Here is a 17,699-nt window from a genome sequence, read left to right on the forward strand (position 1 = left end):
CCGTCATGAGCACTGCACAGCGGCTTCTGATGGAAGGTGCGTCCGACGCGATAGGGTTCGTGGGCGGCGCGCTCGCGGGCTATGGCGTGGGCCTGCTGCTGGGGATGGATATCTTCAGCGAGGGCTACGGGGCGGCCAGCATTGCAGGCATCGCCTTGGTGGGCATTGGGGGCGGGCTGGGCCTGCACCTGGCACGGCGCTGGCGCGCGGCCCGCAGCGCACGGAAAGAATGAGCAAGGAGCAACAGTCCATGGCCTTCGTCGAGCCCGTCACCCTGCGCCAGAGCGGCGTGCGGCTGGAGCCCCTGGCCCTGGCGCATGAAGCCGGCCTCGCCGCCGCCGCGGCCGACGGCGAGCTGTGGAGACTGCGCGTCACCAGCGTGCCCGAGCCGCAGGACACGCGCGCCTACATCGAGACGGCGCTGCGCATGCGCGACGAAGGCAACCGTTTCGCGTTTGCCGTGCTCGACGATGCCACCGGCCGCGTGCTGGGCACGACGAGCTACCACGACATCCTGCCCGCCGTGAAGCGGGTGGAGATCGGCTACACCTGGTATCGCCAGAGCGTGCAGCGCACGCATGTGAACACCACTGCCAAGCTGCTGATGATGGGCCATGCCTTCGACACGCTGGGCTGCCACGTGGTGGGCTGGCGCACGGACAACTTCAACTTTGCATCGCAGCGCGCCATCGAACGCCTGGGCGCGAAGAAGGACGGCGTGATCCGCGGCCATGCGCTGCGCCGCGACGGCACCATCCGCGACACGGTGATGTACAGCATGCGCAGCGGCGAATGGCCCGAAGCGCGCGCGCAGTTGCTATACCTTCTGCAGCGCCATGCGCCCGCTGAATAAGCGCTGGAGGCCTGTTTCATGTTGATCGACTTCTTCTACACCCTGCGCGCCGGCAAGCTGCCGGTGTCCGTGAAGGAATTCCTCACGCTGCTGGAGGCGCTGCAGGCCGGCGTGGTCGGCCCCAAGTCCGACGACGCCTGGAGCCTGGACGACTTCTACTACCTCGCGCGCACCGCGCTGGTGAAGGACGAAAAGCACTTCGACAAGTTCGACCGCGCGTTCGCTGCCTACTTCAAGGGCGTGGAGATGCTGGCCGACTTCCGCAAGGAGATCCCCGCCGACTGGCTGCGCAAGATGCTGGAGCGCGAGCTGACGCCCGAGCAGAAGGCCGCCATCGAGAAGATGGGCTGGGACGAGCTGATGGAGACGCTCAGGAAGCGCCTGGAGGAGCAGAAGGAGCGCCACGAAGGCGGCAACAAGTGGATCGGCACGGGCGGCACCAGCCCCTTCGGCCACGGCGGCTACAACCCGCAGGGCATCCGCATCGGCGGCGCGGGCAAGAACAAGAGCGCCGTGAAGGTGTGGGAGCAGCGCGCCTACCGCGACTACGACGACACGCAGGAGCTGGGCACGCGCAACATCAAGGTGGCGCTGCGCCGCCTGCGCAAGTTCGCGCGCGAGGGGCATGAGCTGGAGCTGGACCTGCCGGACACCATCCGCGCCACGGCGGCCAACGCGGGCTGGCTGGACATCAAGATGGTGCCCGAGCGCCACAACAACGTGAAGGTGCTGCTGCTGATGGACGTGGGCGGCACCATGGACGAGCACATCCAGCGCGTGGAGGAACTCTTTTCTGCCGTGAAGAGCGAGTTCAAGCACCTGGAGTTCTACTACTTCCACAACTGCGTTTACGACTTCATGTGGAAGAACAACCGCCGCCGCTTCGCGGAGAAGTTCCCGACCTGGGACATCATCCGCAAGTACAACAAGGACTACAAACTCATCTTCGTGGGCGACGCCACCATGAGCCCGTACGAGATCCTGCAGCCCGGCGGCAGCGTGGAATACAACAACGAGGAGCCCGGCGCCGAGTGGTTGCAGCGCCTCACGCACGCCTTCCCCCGGTTCGCGTGGATCAACCCCGAACCCCAGGGCGTGTGGCAGTACCGCCAGAGCATTGGCATCATCCAGCAGCTCATGGGCGATCGCATGTACCCTTTGTCACTCAAAGGCCTCGAAGAAACGATGCGGCTTTTGTCAAAATAGCCCGCATGACCAAGCCAAGCTCAGCGCCGGCCCGGCGGCCGGCGTTGCTGTTTCTGCTGATCGGCCTGGCCCTCTTGCAGGGCTGCAGCCTGCTGCAGCGCCCCTCCCCCGCGCCGCACGACGCACCCTCTTCCATCACCTCCGAGGCGGGCCCGGACTCCGGCCCCGATGCGTTCGCGCTGGATGTGCAGGTGGAGGACGACACCCTGCGCGAGTACCTCACGCGCCATCTGGAGCTGCAGCGCTTTCGCCAACTGCCCGACCTGCAGGCGCATGAACTCACGCGGCTGCTGGGTTCGGCCGACGCGAACGCCCGCGACCTGCTGGCCACGCAGGGCTACTTCAGTCCCGAGATCACCATCGAGCTGCGCGAGCAGGCCACCGACGCCGACGCGCCGCCGCGCACCGTGCTGGTCAGCGTGTCGCCCGGCCCGCGCACCCACATCGCCAGCGCCGACATCACGCTGATGGGCGAGGACGGCCACGGTGCCGACGCGACCGAGCTCGCGCGCCGCCAGGCCCGGTTGCAGCGCGGCTGGTCGCTGCCGCCCGGCGAGCCGTTCACGCAGGAGGGCTGGGACAGTGCCAAGAACCAGGGCCTGCGCGATCTGCAGGCGCGCCGCTACCCCACGGCGCGCATCGCCAGCAGCCGCGCCGAGGTGGACGCCGACCGCGCCGAGGCCAAGCTGCAGGTGGCCTACGCGCCTGGCCCGGCTTACCGTTTTGGCACCCTGCAGATCCAGGGGGGCGAGCGTTACGACAACGAGGGCATGCGCCGCATTGCGCGCCTGCCCACGGGCGAGGACTACAGCGAGGCGCGCCTGCTGGACACCCAGCAGCGCCTGGCCAGCAGCGGCTATTACGACGCGGTGTTCCTCACGCTGGACACCGAGCACGGCGATCCGCAGTCCGCGCCCGTGATTGCCCAGGTGCGCGACGCGCCGCTGCAAAAAATGGTCTTCGGCGTCGGTATCTCCACCGACAGCGGACCGCGCCTGTCCATGGACCACACGCACAACCGCCTGCCGGGCTTGGGCTGGCGCGCCGTGAGCAAGGTGGCGGTGGACAACAAGCGCAAGCTGCTGTCCACCGACTGGACCGGGCTGCCGCATGCGAACGGCTGGCGCTGGTTCACCGGCCTGCAGCTGCAGCGCGAGGCCACGGGCAGCTACGACGTGGACAGCTCGCGGCTGCGCGCCGGGCGCACCAAGAGCACGGACCGCATCGACCGCAGCTACTTCCTGCAGCACGACACGGCCAAGAACCGCGGCGAGGACGCGCCGCCATCCAGCAGCGCGATTTCCGCCAACTACGGCTGGACGGGGCGCTACTTCAACAGCAATACCAACCCCACGCGCGGCTGGGGCCTGGCGGCCGAGCTGGGCGTGGGCACCACGCTGCGCCCGGAGCGCGACCCCTTCGTGCGCACCCTGCTGCGCTGGCAGTCCTTCGTCGGGCTGGGCCGCGTGGACCTGGGGAACAACGTGCGCCGCGGCAGCCGCCTGTCGCTGCGCCTGGAGGGCGGCGCGGTGCTGGCGCGCGACGGCGCCGACATCCCCGTCACCCAGCTGTTCCTCACCGGCGGCGACACCACGGTGCGCGGCTACGGCTACCGCAGCATCGGCGCGCGCACCGATGCGGACAAGCTCTTCGGCGGGCGCTACATGGCCGTGGGCAGCGCGGAATGGCAGCGCCCCATCACCGTGCGCGGCAACCGCACCGACTTTGAGAGCGCCCTGTTCATCGACGCCGGCGCCGTGGCGGACAAGCCCGGTGAGCTGACCGCGCGCGTGGGCGTGGGCGCCGGCCTGCGTTGGCGCAGCCCGGTGGGCCCGCTGCAGGCAGACCTGGCCTACGGCCTGCACACGCACCAGGTACGGCTGCACCTGCGGCTGGGCTACACGTTCTGACATGCAAAAAAGTGAGCTGCCAGCGCTTGATACACAAGGGATTCTGATGGTTTTCATTCCGAATTCCTTTTCTGGCAAGCGCTAGCAGCTATTGTTTTTAAACCTCCATGACCCACCCCTCCAGCCACCAGCCCTACGCCGCAGGCGCGACGCCCACGCCGCGGCCGCCGCCGCGCCGCCGCGTCGGGCGCTGGGTGCTGGCTGCGCTGGGGGGCCTGCTCATGGCGGCGCTGGTGCTGCTGGGCGGGCTGTGGTGGTGGGCCGGCAGCAACACCTCGCTGGCCAGCGCACTGGCACGCGCGGCGCAATACCTGCCCGAGGGGCAGAGCCTGCAGGCGCGCGACGTGAGCGGCTCGCTGCGCTCGGGCGGCACGATTGGCTGGCTGCGCTGGAGCAGCCCCACGCTGGCCGTGGAGGTGCACGACGCGCGCATCGCCTGGAGCGTCGCGCCGCTGCTGCGCCGCCAACTGCGCCTGGGCGAGGTGCGGGCCGCGCAGGTGCTCATCACGCCGCAGGACGCGCCCGGCCCGCAGGAGCCGCCCACCCCGCCGCTGCAGCAACTGGTGCTGCCGCTGCGGATCGAGTTGCCCTTCCACGCGGACCGCATCGACTGGGCCGGCAACACCGTCGCCGAGCAACTGGAGGGCACCTACCGCTACGACGGCGAGCAACACCGCCTGGCGGTGGACCAGGTCACGCTGGCCCAGGGCCGCTACGCGCTGCTGGCCACGTTGCAGGCCCAGGCGCCCATGGCGCTCACCGCCACGCTCAACGGCACGCTGCGCACGCCGGTGCCCGGCAGCGCGCAACCCTTGCAGGCCCTGGCCCAGGCCAGCGCGCAGGGCACGCTGGCCGGCGCGGGCGCACAGATCCAGCTCACGGCCCAGCTGCGCGGCACCGATGGCGCAGGCCCCACCCATCCACCGCTGCGTGCCGACCTGCAAGCGCGCGTCGCCCCCTGGGCCGGTCAACCGCTGCTGCAGGCCGCGGCCGAGGTGCAGGCCCTGGACCTCGCCGCGCTGTGGCCGCAGGCGCCCGCCACCCAACTCAGCGGCACCGCCGCGCTGGAGCCCGCCGAGGCCAACGCGCCCGGCTGGCAGTTCCAGGCCGCGCTGCGCAACGCCCTGCCCGGCCCGTGGGACCAGCAGCGCCTGCCTGTCAACACACTGCAGGCCCGCGCCGCGTTCGACGGCGCCACCTGGACCGTGTCCGAATCGCTGGCGCGGGTGGGCAGCGGCAGCGTCGCACTGCAGGGCGCCTACACACCCGCCACGCGCGCACTGCAGGGTCAGGCCGAGGTGCGCGCCCTCAACCCTGCGGCGCTGCACACCCTGCTGGACGCTGCGCCCGTGAACGGCACCGCCAGCGCCGAAAGCCGCGATGCTGCCGAGGGCGGCGCCGTGCGCTTCAGCGCCGACCTGCGCGCCGCGGGCCGCCCCGCCCCCACGGCCGCGGCGAAGGCGGGCGCCCCCGCGCCGCTGCGCCTGGACCAGTTGACCGTGCAGGGCCAGTGGCAGGGCGATCGGATCGACATCGCCCGCCTGCAGCTGGACGCCCTGCGGGCGCAAGTGCGCGCCCAGGCGCTGCGCATCGACCTGGCGGGACCGGCCGTGCAAGGCGCGCTACAGGCCACGCTGCCCGGCGCCAGCGCGCAGTTCGACGGGCAACTCGCACCCCAGCGCGGCAACGGCACGCTGGACCTGCGCATGACGGACGCGCAACGCGCGCAGCGCTGGCTGCAGGGCCTGCCGGGCCTGCCCGCCGCATTGGCGGGCTGGAGCCTGGACGGCAACGCCACGCTGGCCGCCACCTGGCGCGGCGGCTGGCACGACCTGCAGCGCCAACTGCAGGCCGCGGGCCTGCCGGCAGGCACGGCCGTGGCCGCCGCAACCGCGCCGCAGCGCTTTGACCTGCAGGCCCAGCTGTCCGCGCCGCGCCTGCAGATCGCGCGCGCACCCCAGCCCGGCACGGACGCGGGCCCCCTCACGCTGGAACTGCGGCGCACCACCGCCACGCTGCAGGGCTCGTTGGCGCGCGCCGCGCTCGACTGGGATGGCGAGCTGCGCCACGGCCCGCAGCCTGACGAGGGCCCTTCCGCCCGCAGCGCCACCCTCACGGGCCAGCGTGCCCAGCTGCGCCTGCGCGCCACGGCGGCCAGCCGCGGCGCGGGCCAATGGCAGGCCCAGTTGGAATCCCTGCAGATGCAGGCCGACGCGGCCGGCCAGCCCGGCCCGTGGAAGCTGCGCCTGGCCGAGCCGGTGGCCATCCAGCTGCGCCAGTCCCCCCAGCTGGTGGTGGAGGCCGGCGCCGGCCAGGCCTTCGTCGAAGGGCCGCGACCCGGTCATCTGCAACTGCGCTGGCAACCCCTGCGCTATGCCCAGGGCGCGCAGGGTGCCCTGCAGCTGCGCAGCCAGGGCGAACTGAAGGGCCTGCCGCTGGACTGGGCCAACGCCTGGCGCATGGACGGCGACGGCATGCTGGAGCGGGCGGGCCTGGCGGGCGACCTGCTGCTGGACGGCACCTGGGACATCGACGCCGGCGACACGCTGCGCGCCAGCGCCAGCCTGCGGCGCAGCGGCGGCGACCTGCGCATCCTGACGCTGGATGCCGCGCCCACCACCGTGGTGCACAGCAGCGGCCAGGGCAAGGGCGCCCAGGCGGCCCAAGCCACGCCCACGCGCGGCACACCCGCCGGCGTGCGCCGGGCCGAACTCACGGTCAGCGCCGAAGGCCCGGCGTTGCGCGCCCGACTGGACTGGGACAGTGAGCGCGCCGGCCAATTGCACGCCGAAGGCAGCACCCAACTGGCGCGCACGCCCGACGGCTGGACCTGGCCCGCCGAGGCTCCGCTGGCCGCCACCGTGCGTGCCGAACTGCCCGACGTGGGCGTGTGGTCCGCCCTGGCGCCGCCGGGCTGGCGCGTGCGCGGCACGCTGAGCGCCGACGCGCGCCTGTCCGGCACGCGCACCGCGCCGCAGTGGAGCGGACAGCTGGCGGCGGACCAGTTCGCCATCCGCTCGCTGCTGGACGGCGTGGACCTGCAAGACGGGCGCCTGCGCGCCGCGCTGCAGGGCGACCGGCTCACCATCACCGAGCTGAGCCTGCACGGCGGCCAGGGCAGCCGCGCACGCATCGCGGGCTACAGCGGCAACCGCACCGCGGCGCCGCAGGACGGCGGCACGCTCACCGGCGGCGGCACCGTATCGTGGGGCGCGGCGGGCGCAGGCGGCGCCGGTATCCGCATGGACCTGCGCGCGCAGGCACGGGCGCTGCAGCTGCTGGTGCGCGCCGACCGGCAGGTCAGCGTCTCGGGCGACCTCACGGCGCGGCTGCAGGGCGGGCAATTCACGCTGCGCGGCCAGCTCACCACCGACCGCGCCACCATCATCCTGCCCGAGGCGGGCGCGCCCACGCTGGGCAGCGACGTGGTGGTGCGCTCCGCCGCATTGGACAAGCAAGCCGCCGCCAAGGCCGCGCGCGACGCGCAGCAGGCCCAGAAGGCCGAGGCCGGCGGGCAGGTGCAGGCCGCGCGCCCGCCCGACATCGCCGTCACGCTGGACCTGGGCAACGACTTCGCCCTGCAGGGCCACGGCATCACCACACGCCTGACGGGGCAGCTGGACATCCGCAGCAGCGGCACGGCCGGCGCCCCGCCGCGCGTGACCGGCGAGGTGCGCACCGTGCAGGGCCGCTACCGCGCCTGGGGCCAGGCGCTGGACGTGGAAACGGGCTTGCTGCGCTTCAACGGCCCCTACGACAACCCGTCGCTGGACGTGCTGGCCATCCGGCCCAACATCAGCGTGCGCGCCGGCGTGCAGGTCACCGGCACGGCCCAGTCGCCGCGCGTGCGCCTGTATGCCGACCCCGACCTGCCGGATGCCGAGAAGCTCTCGTGGGTGGTGCTGGGCCGCAGCGCCGCCAGCGGCGGCGCCGAGGCCGCGCTGCTGCAGCAGGCCGCGCTGGCTCTGCTGGGCGGGGGCTCCGGCAGCGGCACCGGCGGTATCGCCAAGCGCGTAGGTCTGGACGAGATCGGCTTCAAGGGCCCCGGCACGGGCGAGGACGCGAGCGCCGCTGCCCTCACCTTCGGCAAACGCCTGTCCAAGGACCTGTACGTGACCTACGAGCGCAGCCTCTCGGGCGTGCTGGGCACGCTGTACATCTTCTACGACCTGTCGCAGCACCTTACCCTGCGCGGCCAGACGGGCATGCAAAGCGCGGTGGACCTGATCTACACGGTGCGCTACGACTGAAGTTCTATGCCAAAAATCGGCCGTAACGCTTTCCCTTCAAGCGCATGCAGCTATTAAATAAATAGCATAAGGGCGGCATGGCACCGCCCTTACAATCTTGCCTCACTCTCCGTAGTTCAATGGATAGAACGAGCGCCTCCTAAGCGCTAGATACAGGTTCGATTCCTGTCGGAGGGACCACTTTCCGGGCAAATGCCGGCGCAGGAACTAGCGCTCGCCGTCCGTCCCAGCCTTGGTGTCGGTTTCCGGTGCCGTGGGGTCGGTGTCCACCAGCCGGCCCGCCGCAGCGCCGCCCAGCGCCCCCGCCACACTGCCCGCCAGGGTGCCCACAAAGACGCCCACCGGCCCCGCCGTGGCAGCGCCTACGGCCGCGCCGGCAGCTGCGCCCGCCATCGCGCCGCCGCCCATCAGCACCGATTTGGATTCGCGCTCCTGGTCTTCGGGCGGCAGGGGCTGCTGTGCCTGCGGCTCCGGGTCTTGCGACGGCACGCCGTGGCCGGGTCGTGCCTGTTCGGCCAGGTCGGGGTCGATGGGTGGGTTTTGGGGAAATCGCGGATCGGTGGCGTTCATGGCGCACTCCTTAAAACAGTGGTGGACGCACGCTGCGTGCGCCCGATACCCCCGTTGTAGTGTGGCGGTGGCTGCGGGCGTGCCCGCCAGCCGGCCGCAGGCGTGTCGGACGAGGGCGCCATCGCATCACTGCACGGCCCCGATCGCGCATCCCACGCCCCATGGGTCCGAAGGGACGTGCGGCGCACCTGTGCCGGGCAACCCGGGCACCACGACTACCCATCGCCGCCGCGCCGCCCAACAGCGAACGCACCGGCCTACCCTTCGCCCTGCACGGGCGCGACAGCCGCCTAGAGCTGAAAGCCCACCGAGCGCACCACGCCTTCGATGACGTCGCGCAGCCAGGAGGGCGCACGCGCGTGGTAGGGGCGCGCGCGGGCCAGCAGCTGGTCGCTCCACTGCGCCAGCCAGTGCAGTTCCTGCGGGCCGTAGAACACGGTCATGGCCTCGTAGTTCAGGAACAGGCTGCGCGCGTCCAGGTTGAGCGAGCCGACGAGAGCCAGTTCGTCGTCGATGAGCACCGCCTTGGCATGCACCATGGCCGGGGACAGCCATACCCGCGCACCCGCGGCGGCCAGCTGGCGCAGCGCGCGCTCGCGGGCCAGGTCCGCCAGGCGGTGGTTGGAGCGCGCCGGCACCACCACGCTGACCTGCACGCCGCGCCGGCAGGCCAGGCACCAGGCGTCCAGCAGCGCGTCGTCGGGCACGAAGTACGGCGTGACGGCCACGATGCGCCGCTGGGCATGGTAGGCAGCCGCCAGCAGCAGCGCATGCACGGTGTCGTCGGCATGGTCGGGACCGCTGGGCAGCCACTGCGCCAACGGGCCGTGTGCGGGCGGCGCGGGCAGCGCCGGCGCGGCGGTGCTCCGCGCCTTGCGGCGGCGGCGCAGCACCAGGCCGCGCGCCACACGCCAGTCGGTGGCGAACTGGGCCTGCGCCTGCGCGGCCAGCGGGCCATGGACCTCGTAGCTCAAGTCCGCCCAGGCGGGGTGGCCCGGCCGGTCGATGAAGTACTCGCAGGCCAGGTTGCGCCCGCCGCTCCACAGCCGCTCGCCGTCGGCCACGACCAGCTTGCGGTGGTTGCGCAGGTTGGTGCGCCCGTGCAGCGGGTTGTGCAGCAGCGGCATGAAGCGGCGCACCTGCAGGCCCTGGCGCCGCAGCGCGCGCAGCATGCCGGGCGGCGTGCGCATGCTGCCCAAGGCGTCCACCAGCAGGCGCACGCGCACGCCGCGGTGCACGCAGTCCAGCAGCGCGCGCGCCACCTCTCGCCCCACCTCGTCGTAGGCAAACACGTAGGTGCACAGGTCCAGCCGGTGGCGGGCCGACGCAATGGTGGCCAGCAGCCCCTGCAGCGCCTGCGTGCCGTCGGCATGCAGCACCACCCGCGCATTGCGCACGGCGGGCGCCAGCTCCAGGCTGGCCAGCAGCCGCGTTGCCCAGGGCGGCCCGCCTTCCGTTGCCTCCAGCGGCGGGCCGTGCGGGCGACGTGCGGGCCGCGCGAACTTGCGCGTGCCGAACAAGAGGAACAGCGGTACGACCAGATAGGGAAACGTGACGATGCCCAGCACCCAGCCCATGGCGGCCGAGGGATGGCGGCGCTGGTGGCCGATGCGCGTGCCCATCACGTACACCAGCAGCCCCACGGCCACGAAGATCGCGTGGCCCAGGCCCGAGAGTACGGCCACGCGGATCATGCGCGGGGGTGGAGCACGCGGCGAGGGCCCGCCGACGACCGTTGCTGCACAGCGCGCGCCGCGGCCGCACGGCCAGCGACCGCATGCATGGGCCCCGCATGCGGGGCGCATTCTTCTGGCGGTACGGGTGGTGTCATGGCGCTCTCCCACGGCCCGGAACAGGCAGCATGCCGCCCAGCATATCGGCCCGGCGCCGCGCGCGACTGTAGGAAAGCGGCGCGGCGCCAGGGAATGGGTCTTTTTGCTATTTATTTAATAGCTATTAGCGCTTTAAACATAAGCGTTACAGGCCAATTTAACCGAAATACCCGAAATTCCGATGGCCCGGTATCAGAGCAACTCCAGCACCCGCTCGGGCGGGCGGCACAGCAGGGCACCGCGCGGCGTCACGACGATGGGGCGGTTGAGCAGCACCGGGTGCGCGGCGATGGCGGCGATGAGCTCGGCATCGGTGCGGCCCGGGTCGGCCAGATCCAGCGCGGTGTAGGCGGCCTCCTTGGTGCGCATGACTTCGCGCACGGGCACGCCCAGGCGCGCCACCAAGGCGGTGAGCTGGACGGCATCCAGCGGCTGGGCGAGATAGTCCACGACGGTGGGCTCGATGCCGCGCTCGCGCAGCAGCGCCAAGGCGCCGCGCGAATTGCTGCAGCGGGCGTTGTGGTAGATGGTGATGTCGGCAGGGGTCATGCGCGCAGTGTAGGCCGCCACGCTGGGCCGTACCGGGGCCACCTCGGTGCCCAATGAGGCGGCGCCGGGTCAGCGCGACGACGCGCGCAGCGTGCGGCTCAGCAGGATCACCGGCACCAGCCCCACGGCCACCAGCGCCAGCGAGGGCAGCGCGGCCTCGCCCAGGCGCTCGTCGCGGGCCAGCTGGTAGGCCACCACGGCCAGGGTGTCGCTGTTGAAGGGGCGCAGCACCATGGTGGCCGGCAGCTCCTTCATCACGTCCACGAACACCAGCAGCGCCGCCGCCGCGGTGGAGCGCTTGAGCAGCGGCCAATGCACGCGCGTGAGCACGCCCAGGCTGCCCACGCCCAGCATGCGCGCCGAGTCGTCCAGGCTGGGCGAGACGCGCGCGTAGCCGCTTTGCACCGACTGCAGCGCTACCGCGCAAAAACGCACCAGGTAGGCCCAGACGATGCCCACGGCCGTGGCGGTGATGATCGCGGGTAGCCCCCAGCCGGGCGCCGCGGCCTGCATCCAGCCCACGGGCAGCAGCAGACCCACGACGATCACGGCACCGGGCACGGCGTAGCCCAGGCTGACCAGCTGCACCACGCCACGCGTGAGCGCATCGCGCCGGCGGCGCACGGCAAACGCCAGCACCAGGGCAATGCCCACGGCCAGCACGGCCGTAATACCCCCCAGCCGCACGCTGTTGCCCGCCCATTCGATGAAACGCGACCAGGGCAGCACCGACCAGTCGGCCGCCAGCGGCCGCAGCATGAACAGCACCGGCGCGACGAAGCCCATCAGTACTGGCAGGGCGCACACCAGCCACGCCGCCACGGCGCTTGCACCGCGCAGCCGCGTGGGCTGCGCCTCGGTCGAGCCGGCGCGGCCCACGCCGCCCGTGGCAAAGCGCATGCGCCGCTGCGCGCGCAGCTCCAGCTGCAGCAGCAGCACCACCAGCACGAGGAGTACGGTGGCCAACTGCGCCGCGGCGAGCCGGTCGTCCATGGACAGCCAGGCCTTGTAGATGCCCGTGGTGAAGGTCTGGATGCCGAAGTACGCCGCGACGCCGAAGTCGGCCAGCGTCTCCATGAGCACCAGCGCCACGCCCGCGGCCACCGCCGGGCGTGCCAGCGGCAGCGCCACGCTACGGATGCGCCGCGCGGGCGATGCGCCCAGCAGACGCGCCGCCTCCATGAGGTGCGCCGCACGCTCGCCCAGCGCCGTGCGCGCCAGCAGGTACACGTAGGGGTAGAGCGAAAAGATGAACACCCACACCGCACCACCCAGGCTGCGCACCTCGGGCAGCAGGCGGCCCTCCAGCCCGAACGTGGCGCGCAGCCAGACCTGCAGCGGGCCGCTGAACTGCAGGAAGTCGGTATACGCGTAGGCCGTCACATAGGCCGGCATGGCCAGGGGCAGCAGCAGCAGCCACTCCAGCGAGCGCCGGCCACGGAAGTCGAACAGCGTGACCGCCGCAGCGCAGGCCGTGCCCACCACGGCCGCGCCCACGGCCACGGCGAGACCCAGCCACAGCGTGGTCCACAGGTACCCCGGCAGCACCGTGGTGGCCATGGCGCGCAGGATGGCGCCGGACTGCGCGCCGCCCTCGCCCCAGGGCAGCCACGCCCCCAGCACGGCCAGCAGGGGCAGCGTGAGCAGCAAGGCCAACAGGATCAGTGAAGTGGAGCGCAGGGCGCGGCGGATTCGTGGCAGCAAGGGACGGCCGGTAGCGAGGTGCGAGGCGATGAGAGCGCATCCACCGCCTACCCGGTGAACCTTGGCGGCTGTGATGCAATTGGGAACAATTCTACGCAACCGCGGGCCGCAGGTCGGCCGCGCCCCCGCCGGCATGTGGGCCCTGGGGCGGCGCGCCCCAGGCGGCGCAGCGCGGGGCCACGCCTGCACAGTACGGCGCTGCGGCGTGGGGTCATTCAGGGCGGGACACGCCCTAAACTCACGCCATGTTTCTGGAAGTGTCTCAATTGGACGTGCGGTACGCCAACCGCCCGCAAGCCGCCGTGCGCGGCGTGACCCTGGGCCTGGCCGCCGGCGAGATCGGTGTGCTCATCGGCCCCTCGGGCTGCGGCAAGACCACCCTGCTGCGCGCGGTGGCGGGGCTGGAACCCGTCGCCGAAGGAGCCATCCGCCTGGGGGGCGAGGTGGTGGGCGCACCGGGGCGCAGCATGCCCCCCGAGCAGCGGCGCATGGGCATGGTGTTCCAGGACTATGCGCTGTTTCCGCACCTCAGCGTCGGGCGCAACGTGGCCTTCGGCATTCACGCACTCCCCCGCGCGGAGCAGGTCGAACGCGTGCGCGAGTCCCTGGCCCTGGTGGGTCTGGAGGGCAGCGAGGCGCGCTTTCCGCACGAGCTCTCGGGCGGCCAGCAGCAGCGCGTGGCATTGGCGCGCGCGCTGGCACCGCGCCCGCGGCTGATGCTGCTGGACGAGCCGTTTTCCAATCTGGATGTGGACTTGCGCGAGCGGCTGGCCCACGAGGTGCGCAGCATCCTCAAGACCGCCGGCGCCACGGCACTGTTCGTCACGCACGACCAGTTGGAGGCCTTCGCCATCGGCGACCGCATCGGCGTGCTGGAGGGCGGCCACCTGCACCAGTGGGACGATGCCTACTCCCTCTACCACCGCCCCGCCACGCGCTTCGTGGCCGACTTCATCGGCCATGGCGTGTTCGCCCCCGCCACGCTGGTGCAGCAGGGCAGCCATGTGGTGGCGCGCACCCCGCTGGGCGACCTGACCGACATCGACGGCTGCCTGCTGCCGGCAAGCTACCCCGGCGGCGAATGCGACGTGCTGCTGCGTGCCGACGACGTGGTGCATGACGACAGCTCACCCGTGCGGGCGCGCATCGTGCGCAAGGCCTTTCGCGGCTCGGAATTTCTGTACACGCTGGAACTGGCCAACGGCCTCACCGTGATGGCCCACGTGCCCAGCCACCATGACCATGCCATGGGCGAATGGATCGGCATTCGCACGCAGGTCGACCACGTGGTGGCGTTCGCACGGGAGAGCGCCGCACGCTGACCGCGGCTCCCTCAAGCGCCCCTGCCGTCGGGGGGGCGCCAGGCTCAGGACTTGTCCTTGCGCGGCAGGTTCTCCAGCGCGGCCAGGTCGATCTGGCCCATGAAGCCCTGCACGTCCTTCAACGGCAGGTTCTCGGCCTCCACCGTGACCACCACGCCGTTCTTGAGCACCGCGCGCAGTTCCGCCTGGCTGCCGTCCTTGGCGTAGCTGTGGTGCAACGTGCGGCCATTCTCCTGCCAGGTCTTTTCCACGATGCCGTCGCTCTCGCGCTCGCCCTGCACCATGCCTGCCAGTTGGGCCAACTGGCCGAATGCACCCGCATCCACGACCGAAATGCGCACAACCTTGTCACCGTTGCCGTACTCGGCCTCCGCCTGGCTGGTCGGCAGGCCTGTGGCAGCGCCGTCGTGAACCTCATAGCTGGTGCGTTCCAGCGAACCCAGCTTGGCGGGCAGCGCGGCCTTGAGCGCATCGACCCCCACCGTCTGGTGCTTGGCACCTCCCATGGCCGCCGCCATCGCCTGGCCTGCGGCTTCGGTCATCTGTTGGGTATCGCCGCTCTTGTGCGCCTGCTCCATGCGGCGGGCAGCCTCTTCCATCTTCTTGCCGGCCTCTTCCAGCTTGGCGGTATCCAGCGTGACCTGCCCACGCGGCGTGTCGATGACCACGGCCGGGCCGCCCGCACTGCCCCACATGGCGGGGCCATGCGGCATGAACAGCGAACCGATGGCCGCAATGACGATGCCCAGCACGATGGCCACCACCACGACCACCGCCGTGTAGGGCACGGCGCGCGCAGCCGGGCTGCGCATCAGCAGCGGCAGGCCCAGGTACAGCAGGTACAGCGAATACAGCGCCGCCACCAGGCCCAGGATGGCCAGCGCCGGCAACAGGCTGAACACGCCGCCCAGCATGGCGGCCGTGCTGGCGTAGACCGCGACCTTGAGCGCCTGTCCCTGGTTCTGGGTGCCGCCGAACGTGGGTGCCAACGCATTGATGACCAGCGCCAGCACATACACGCCGACCAGGCTCAACACATAGGACACGGCCATGTTGGCCAGCCCGGCGAGCACCGGTACGCGCATGCTGAAGCCAAAGCCTCCCATGCCGATCAGCGACATGCCGATGAATCCGCAGACGGCCGGAATGGCCGCGAGGATCATCAGGTAACCCGTGAACAGGCGTGCCGTATCGGCAGGCTCCCCATCAATGGCGGCCCAGGTCTCGCGGGGCTTGAGCAAAATCCCCTTCACGCGCTCCATCAGTTGCATGCATCCCTCCCTCGGTTATTGGCAAAGAGGCGCACCATACTGCAGGCGCATGTCGATGCGATGGATGTAAACAGACCGTTACAGTCCCGTTGCACACACATGTGCACTTTTGGCGACAGCAGGAGGCTATTCAGCGCTGGCGCAGATCGTCCACTGCGGCATGCAATGCCTGGCCCCACACCCGGCGGTCGCGCCCCTGCGCACGCTCGGGCATGCCGAAATGCGCCACCGCCGTGATGGGCGGCGCGGTGAGCGTGCGCCAGATGGAGCCCACCAGCGTTTCGTCGCCGATGTAGCTCGGGGCGTGGGTGGTCTGGCCGCTTGCGCGGTCCACGAAGCGCAGGCCGATGGGCTGCACGGGCACGTCCGCCTGCAGCGCAGCCTGCAGCAAGTTGGGGTGAAAGGGCAGCAGCGTGCGCCCGTCGCCGGTCGTGCCTTCGGGAAACACCGCCAGTATTTCGCCCCGCAACAGGGCATCCCGCATGCTGCCCACCATGCGCAGGGCATCGCGCCGCGACGCGCGCTCGATGTACAGCGTGCCCGCTGCCGTGGCGAGCGTGCCGACGATGGGCCAAGCCTGCACGTCGGACTTGGAGATGAAGCGGCAGTAGCGCGCCGCATGCATCACCGGGATGTCGAGCCAGGACAGATGGTTGGCCACCAGCAGCACCGGCCCCTGGCTCGGCGGGGTGCCGCGCACCTCCAGCGTGACCCCCGCGCAGGCCAGCAGGCCCAGCGCCCACGCCTGCACCCGCGCCTGCTGCTGCTCCACCGATAGGCGGGGGAAGCGCCACGCCACCACCAGCAGCCCCTGTGCAGCGTGCAGCACCAGCCGCAACACCCGCCAGCAGGCCCGTAATCCCCGCAGCATGTGCGTGTGCCGGCGTCGCTCAGCCGCGCTCGAACGCGACCTGGCCGCCCACCAGGGTGCAGCGCACCCGGCCCGGCAGTTCATAGGTCGAGAACGGCGTGTGCTTGCCCTGGCTGGCCAGTGCGTCGGCCTGCACGGTCCAATGCGCCGCAGGGTCCAGCACGCACAGGTCGCCCACCCCGCCTTCGATAATGCGGCCCACGCTGGCCTGCAGCGTGCCCAGCGACGTGCCCAGCACCCGCGCGGGCTCTGCGGTGACCACGGCCAGCGCACGCTGCAGCGGCGCGCCGCCTTCCTGCGACCACTTGAGCGCCACGGACAGAAGCAACTCCAGCCCCGTCGCGCCGGGCTCGGCCTCGGCAAATGGCAAAGCTTTGGCATCCTCGTCCACCGGCGTGTGGTCGGACACCAACGCGTCGATGGTGCCATCCAGCAGCGCCGCGGCCAGCGCATCGCGGTCGCGCTGCTGGCGCAGCGGCGGCGTGAGGCGTGCGCGGCTGTCGAAGTAGCCGATGTCCGCATCGGTGAGCATGAGCGAATTGATGCTCACGTCGCAGCTCACCGGCAGGCCGGCCGCCTTGGCCTGCCGCACCAGATCCACGCCCGCGCTGCTGGACAGGCGGCACAGGTGCACGCGCGCGCCCGTGGTTTTGAGCAACTCGAAGATGGTGTGCAGTGCGATCGTCTCCGCTGCCACGGGCACGCCCGACAGGCCCAACCGTGTGGCCAGCGGGCCGCTGGCGGCCACGCCCTTGCCCAGGTGCAGTTCCTGCGGGCGCAGCCAGACGGTGTAGCCGTAGGTCGCGGCGTACTGCAGCGCGCGCTGCAGCACCTGGGTGCTGGTCAGCGGCACCTCGGCCTGGCTGAAGCCCACGCAGCCGGACTCCGTCAGCTCGGCCATCTCGGTCAGCACCTCGCCGGCCAGCCCACGCGTGACTGCGCCCAAGGGGAACAGCCGCGCCTGGTGCAGCTTCTCGGCGCGGAACTTGAGCATCTGCACCAGGCCAGGCTCGTCGAGCACCGGGTCGGTGTCGGGCGGGCAGACCAGGCTGGTCACGCCACCCGCGACGGCCGCCGCCATCTCGGACTCCAGCATGCCCTCATGCTCATGCCCCGGCTCGCGCAGGCGCGCCGCCAGGTCCACCAGACCCGGCAGCACCAGGCAGCCGCTGGCATCGATCACGCGGGTGGGCGTGAAACCCTGGGGCTCGCGGTCCACCGCGATGATGCGGCCCGCCGCCAGCGCCACGTTGCACACCTTGTCGAGGCCGCTGGCGGGGTCGATGACGCGGCCGTTCTGGATGAGGATTTTCATGGTTCTAAGCCAAATTGGCCGTTAGCGCCCGTCCCACAAGCGCTAG

At 71.3% G+C, this 17,699-nt stretch carries 13 protein-coding genes and 1 tRNA gene; 7 read left to right on the plus strand and 7 right to left on the minus strand.

The genetic code is table 11. The annotated features are described in order from the left end of the window. Positions 1–5: 5 nt before the first annotated feature. From BV908_RS02755 to BV908_RS02780, 6 genes are all read left to right on the plus strand, one after another. Entirely contained in the window at positions 6–233 is a 228-nt protein-coding gene (locus BV908_RS02755) for a hypothetical protein (RefSeq protein WP_011806654.1), read from the plus strand. 17 nt (positions 234–250) lie between these two features. Beyond that, positions 251–853, plus strand: coding sequence for a GNAT family protein (locus tag BV908_RS02760; RefSeq protein WP_103737211.1), 603 nt, complete (start codon positions 251–253; stop codon positions 851–853). Between the two features lie 18 nt (positions 854–871). Beyond that, a complete protein-coding gene (locus tag BV908_RS02765; protein WP_103737148.1) occupies positions 872–2,059 on the plus strand; it encodes a VWA domain-containing protein in 1,188 nt (395 codons plus the stop codon). A 5-nt stretch (positions 2,060–2,064) separates the two neighbouring features. Then, a complete protein-coding gene (locus BV908_RS02770) occupies positions 2,065–3,969 on the plus strand; it encodes a BamA/TamA family outer membrane protein (RefSeq protein WP_103737149.1) in 1,905 nt (634 codons plus the stop codon). A 107-nt stretch (positions 3,970–4,076) separates the two neighbouring features. Continuing rightward, positions 4,077–8,219 (plus strand): translocation/assembly module TamB domain-containing protein, encoded by a 4,143-nt coding sequence (locus BV908_RS02775; RefSeq protein ID WP_103737150.1) that lies wholly within the window; start codon positions 4,077–4,079, stop codon positions 8,217–8,219. A 105-nt stretch (positions 8,220–8,324) separates the two neighbouring features. After that, positions 8,325–8,399, plus strand: a tRNA-Arg gene (locus tag BV908_RS02780). 27 nt (positions 8,400–8,426) lie between these two features. On the opposite strand, the gene BV908_RS02785 is transcribed toward BV908_RS02780, so the two are convergent. The 4 genes from BV908_RS02785 to BV908_RS02800 form a co-directional block, all read right to left on the minus strand. Continuing rightward, complete coding sequence (locus tag BV908_RS02785; RefSeq protein ID WP_011806659.1) at positions 8,427–8,789, minus strand: hypothetical protein; 363 nt, start codon at positions 8,787–8,789, stop codon at positions 8,427–8,429. A 290-nt stretch (positions 8,790–9,079) separates the two neighbouring features. Further along, positions 9,080–10,483: a phospholipase D-like domain-containing protein gene (locus BV908_RS02790; protein WP_103737151.1), complete on the minus strand. Its 1,404-nt coding sequence runs from the start codon at positions 10,481–10,483 to the stop codon at positions 9,080–9,082. Positions 10,484–10,813: 330 nt separating this feature from the next. After that, on the minus strand, positions 10,814–11,170 hold the full coding sequence (gene arsC, locus BV908_RS02795; protein WP_103737212.1) for an arsenate reductase (glutaredoxin): 357 nt from the start codon (positions 11,168–11,170) through the stop codon (positions 10,814–10,816). Between the two features lie 69 nt (positions 11,171–11,239). Continuing rightward, entirely contained in the window at positions 11,240–12,874 is a 1,635-nt protein-coding gene (locus BV908_RS02800; protein WP_210433984.1) for an iron ABC transporter permease, read from the minus strand. A gap of 245 nt (positions 12,875–13,119) precedes the next feature. Here BV908_RS02800 and BV908_RS02805 point away from each other — a divergent pair, with 245 nt between their 5' ends. Beyond that, on the plus strand, positions 13,120–14,196 hold the full coding sequence (locus tag BV908_RS02805) for an ABC transporter ATP-binding protein (protein WP_103737152.1): 1,077 nt from the start codon (positions 13,120–13,122) through the stop codon (positions 14,194–14,196). Between the two features lie 44 nt (positions 14,197–14,240). Here BV908_RS02805 and BV908_RS02810 read toward each other — a convergent pair whose 3' ends face one another. The 3 genes from BV908_RS02810 to BV908_RS02820 all read right to left on the minus strand — a co-directional run bounded on the left by BV908_RS02810 (position 14,241) and on the right by BV908_RS02820 (position 17,653). Then, positions 14,241–15,467 carry a Yip1 family protein gene (locus tag BV908_RS02810; RefSeq protein ID WP_011806664.1) on the minus strand — a complete coding sequence of 409 codons (1,227 nt, stop codon included), beginning with the start codon at positions 15,465–15,467 and terminating at the stop codon, positions 14,241–14,243. Between the two features lie 130 nt (positions 15,468–15,597). Next, complete coding sequence (locus BV908_RS02815; protein WP_011806665.1) at positions 15,598–16,338, minus strand: lysophospholipid acyltransferase family protein; 741 nt, start codon at positions 16,336–16,338, stop codon at positions 15,598–15,600. 19 nt (positions 16,339–16,357) lie between these two features. After that, a complete protein-coding gene (locus BV908_RS02820) occupies positions 16,358–17,653 on the minus strand; it encodes a dihydroorotase (RefSeq protein ID WP_011806666.1) in 1,296 nt (431 codons plus the stop codon). Positions 17,654–17,699: the final 46 nt, after the last annotated feature.

The sequence above is a fragment of the Diaphorobacter sp. LR2014-1 genome, assembly GCF_002916785.1.
GTDB lineage: Bacteria > Pseudomonadota > Gammaproteobacteria > Burkholderiales > Burkholderiaceae_C > Diaphorobacter > Diaphorobacter nitroreducens.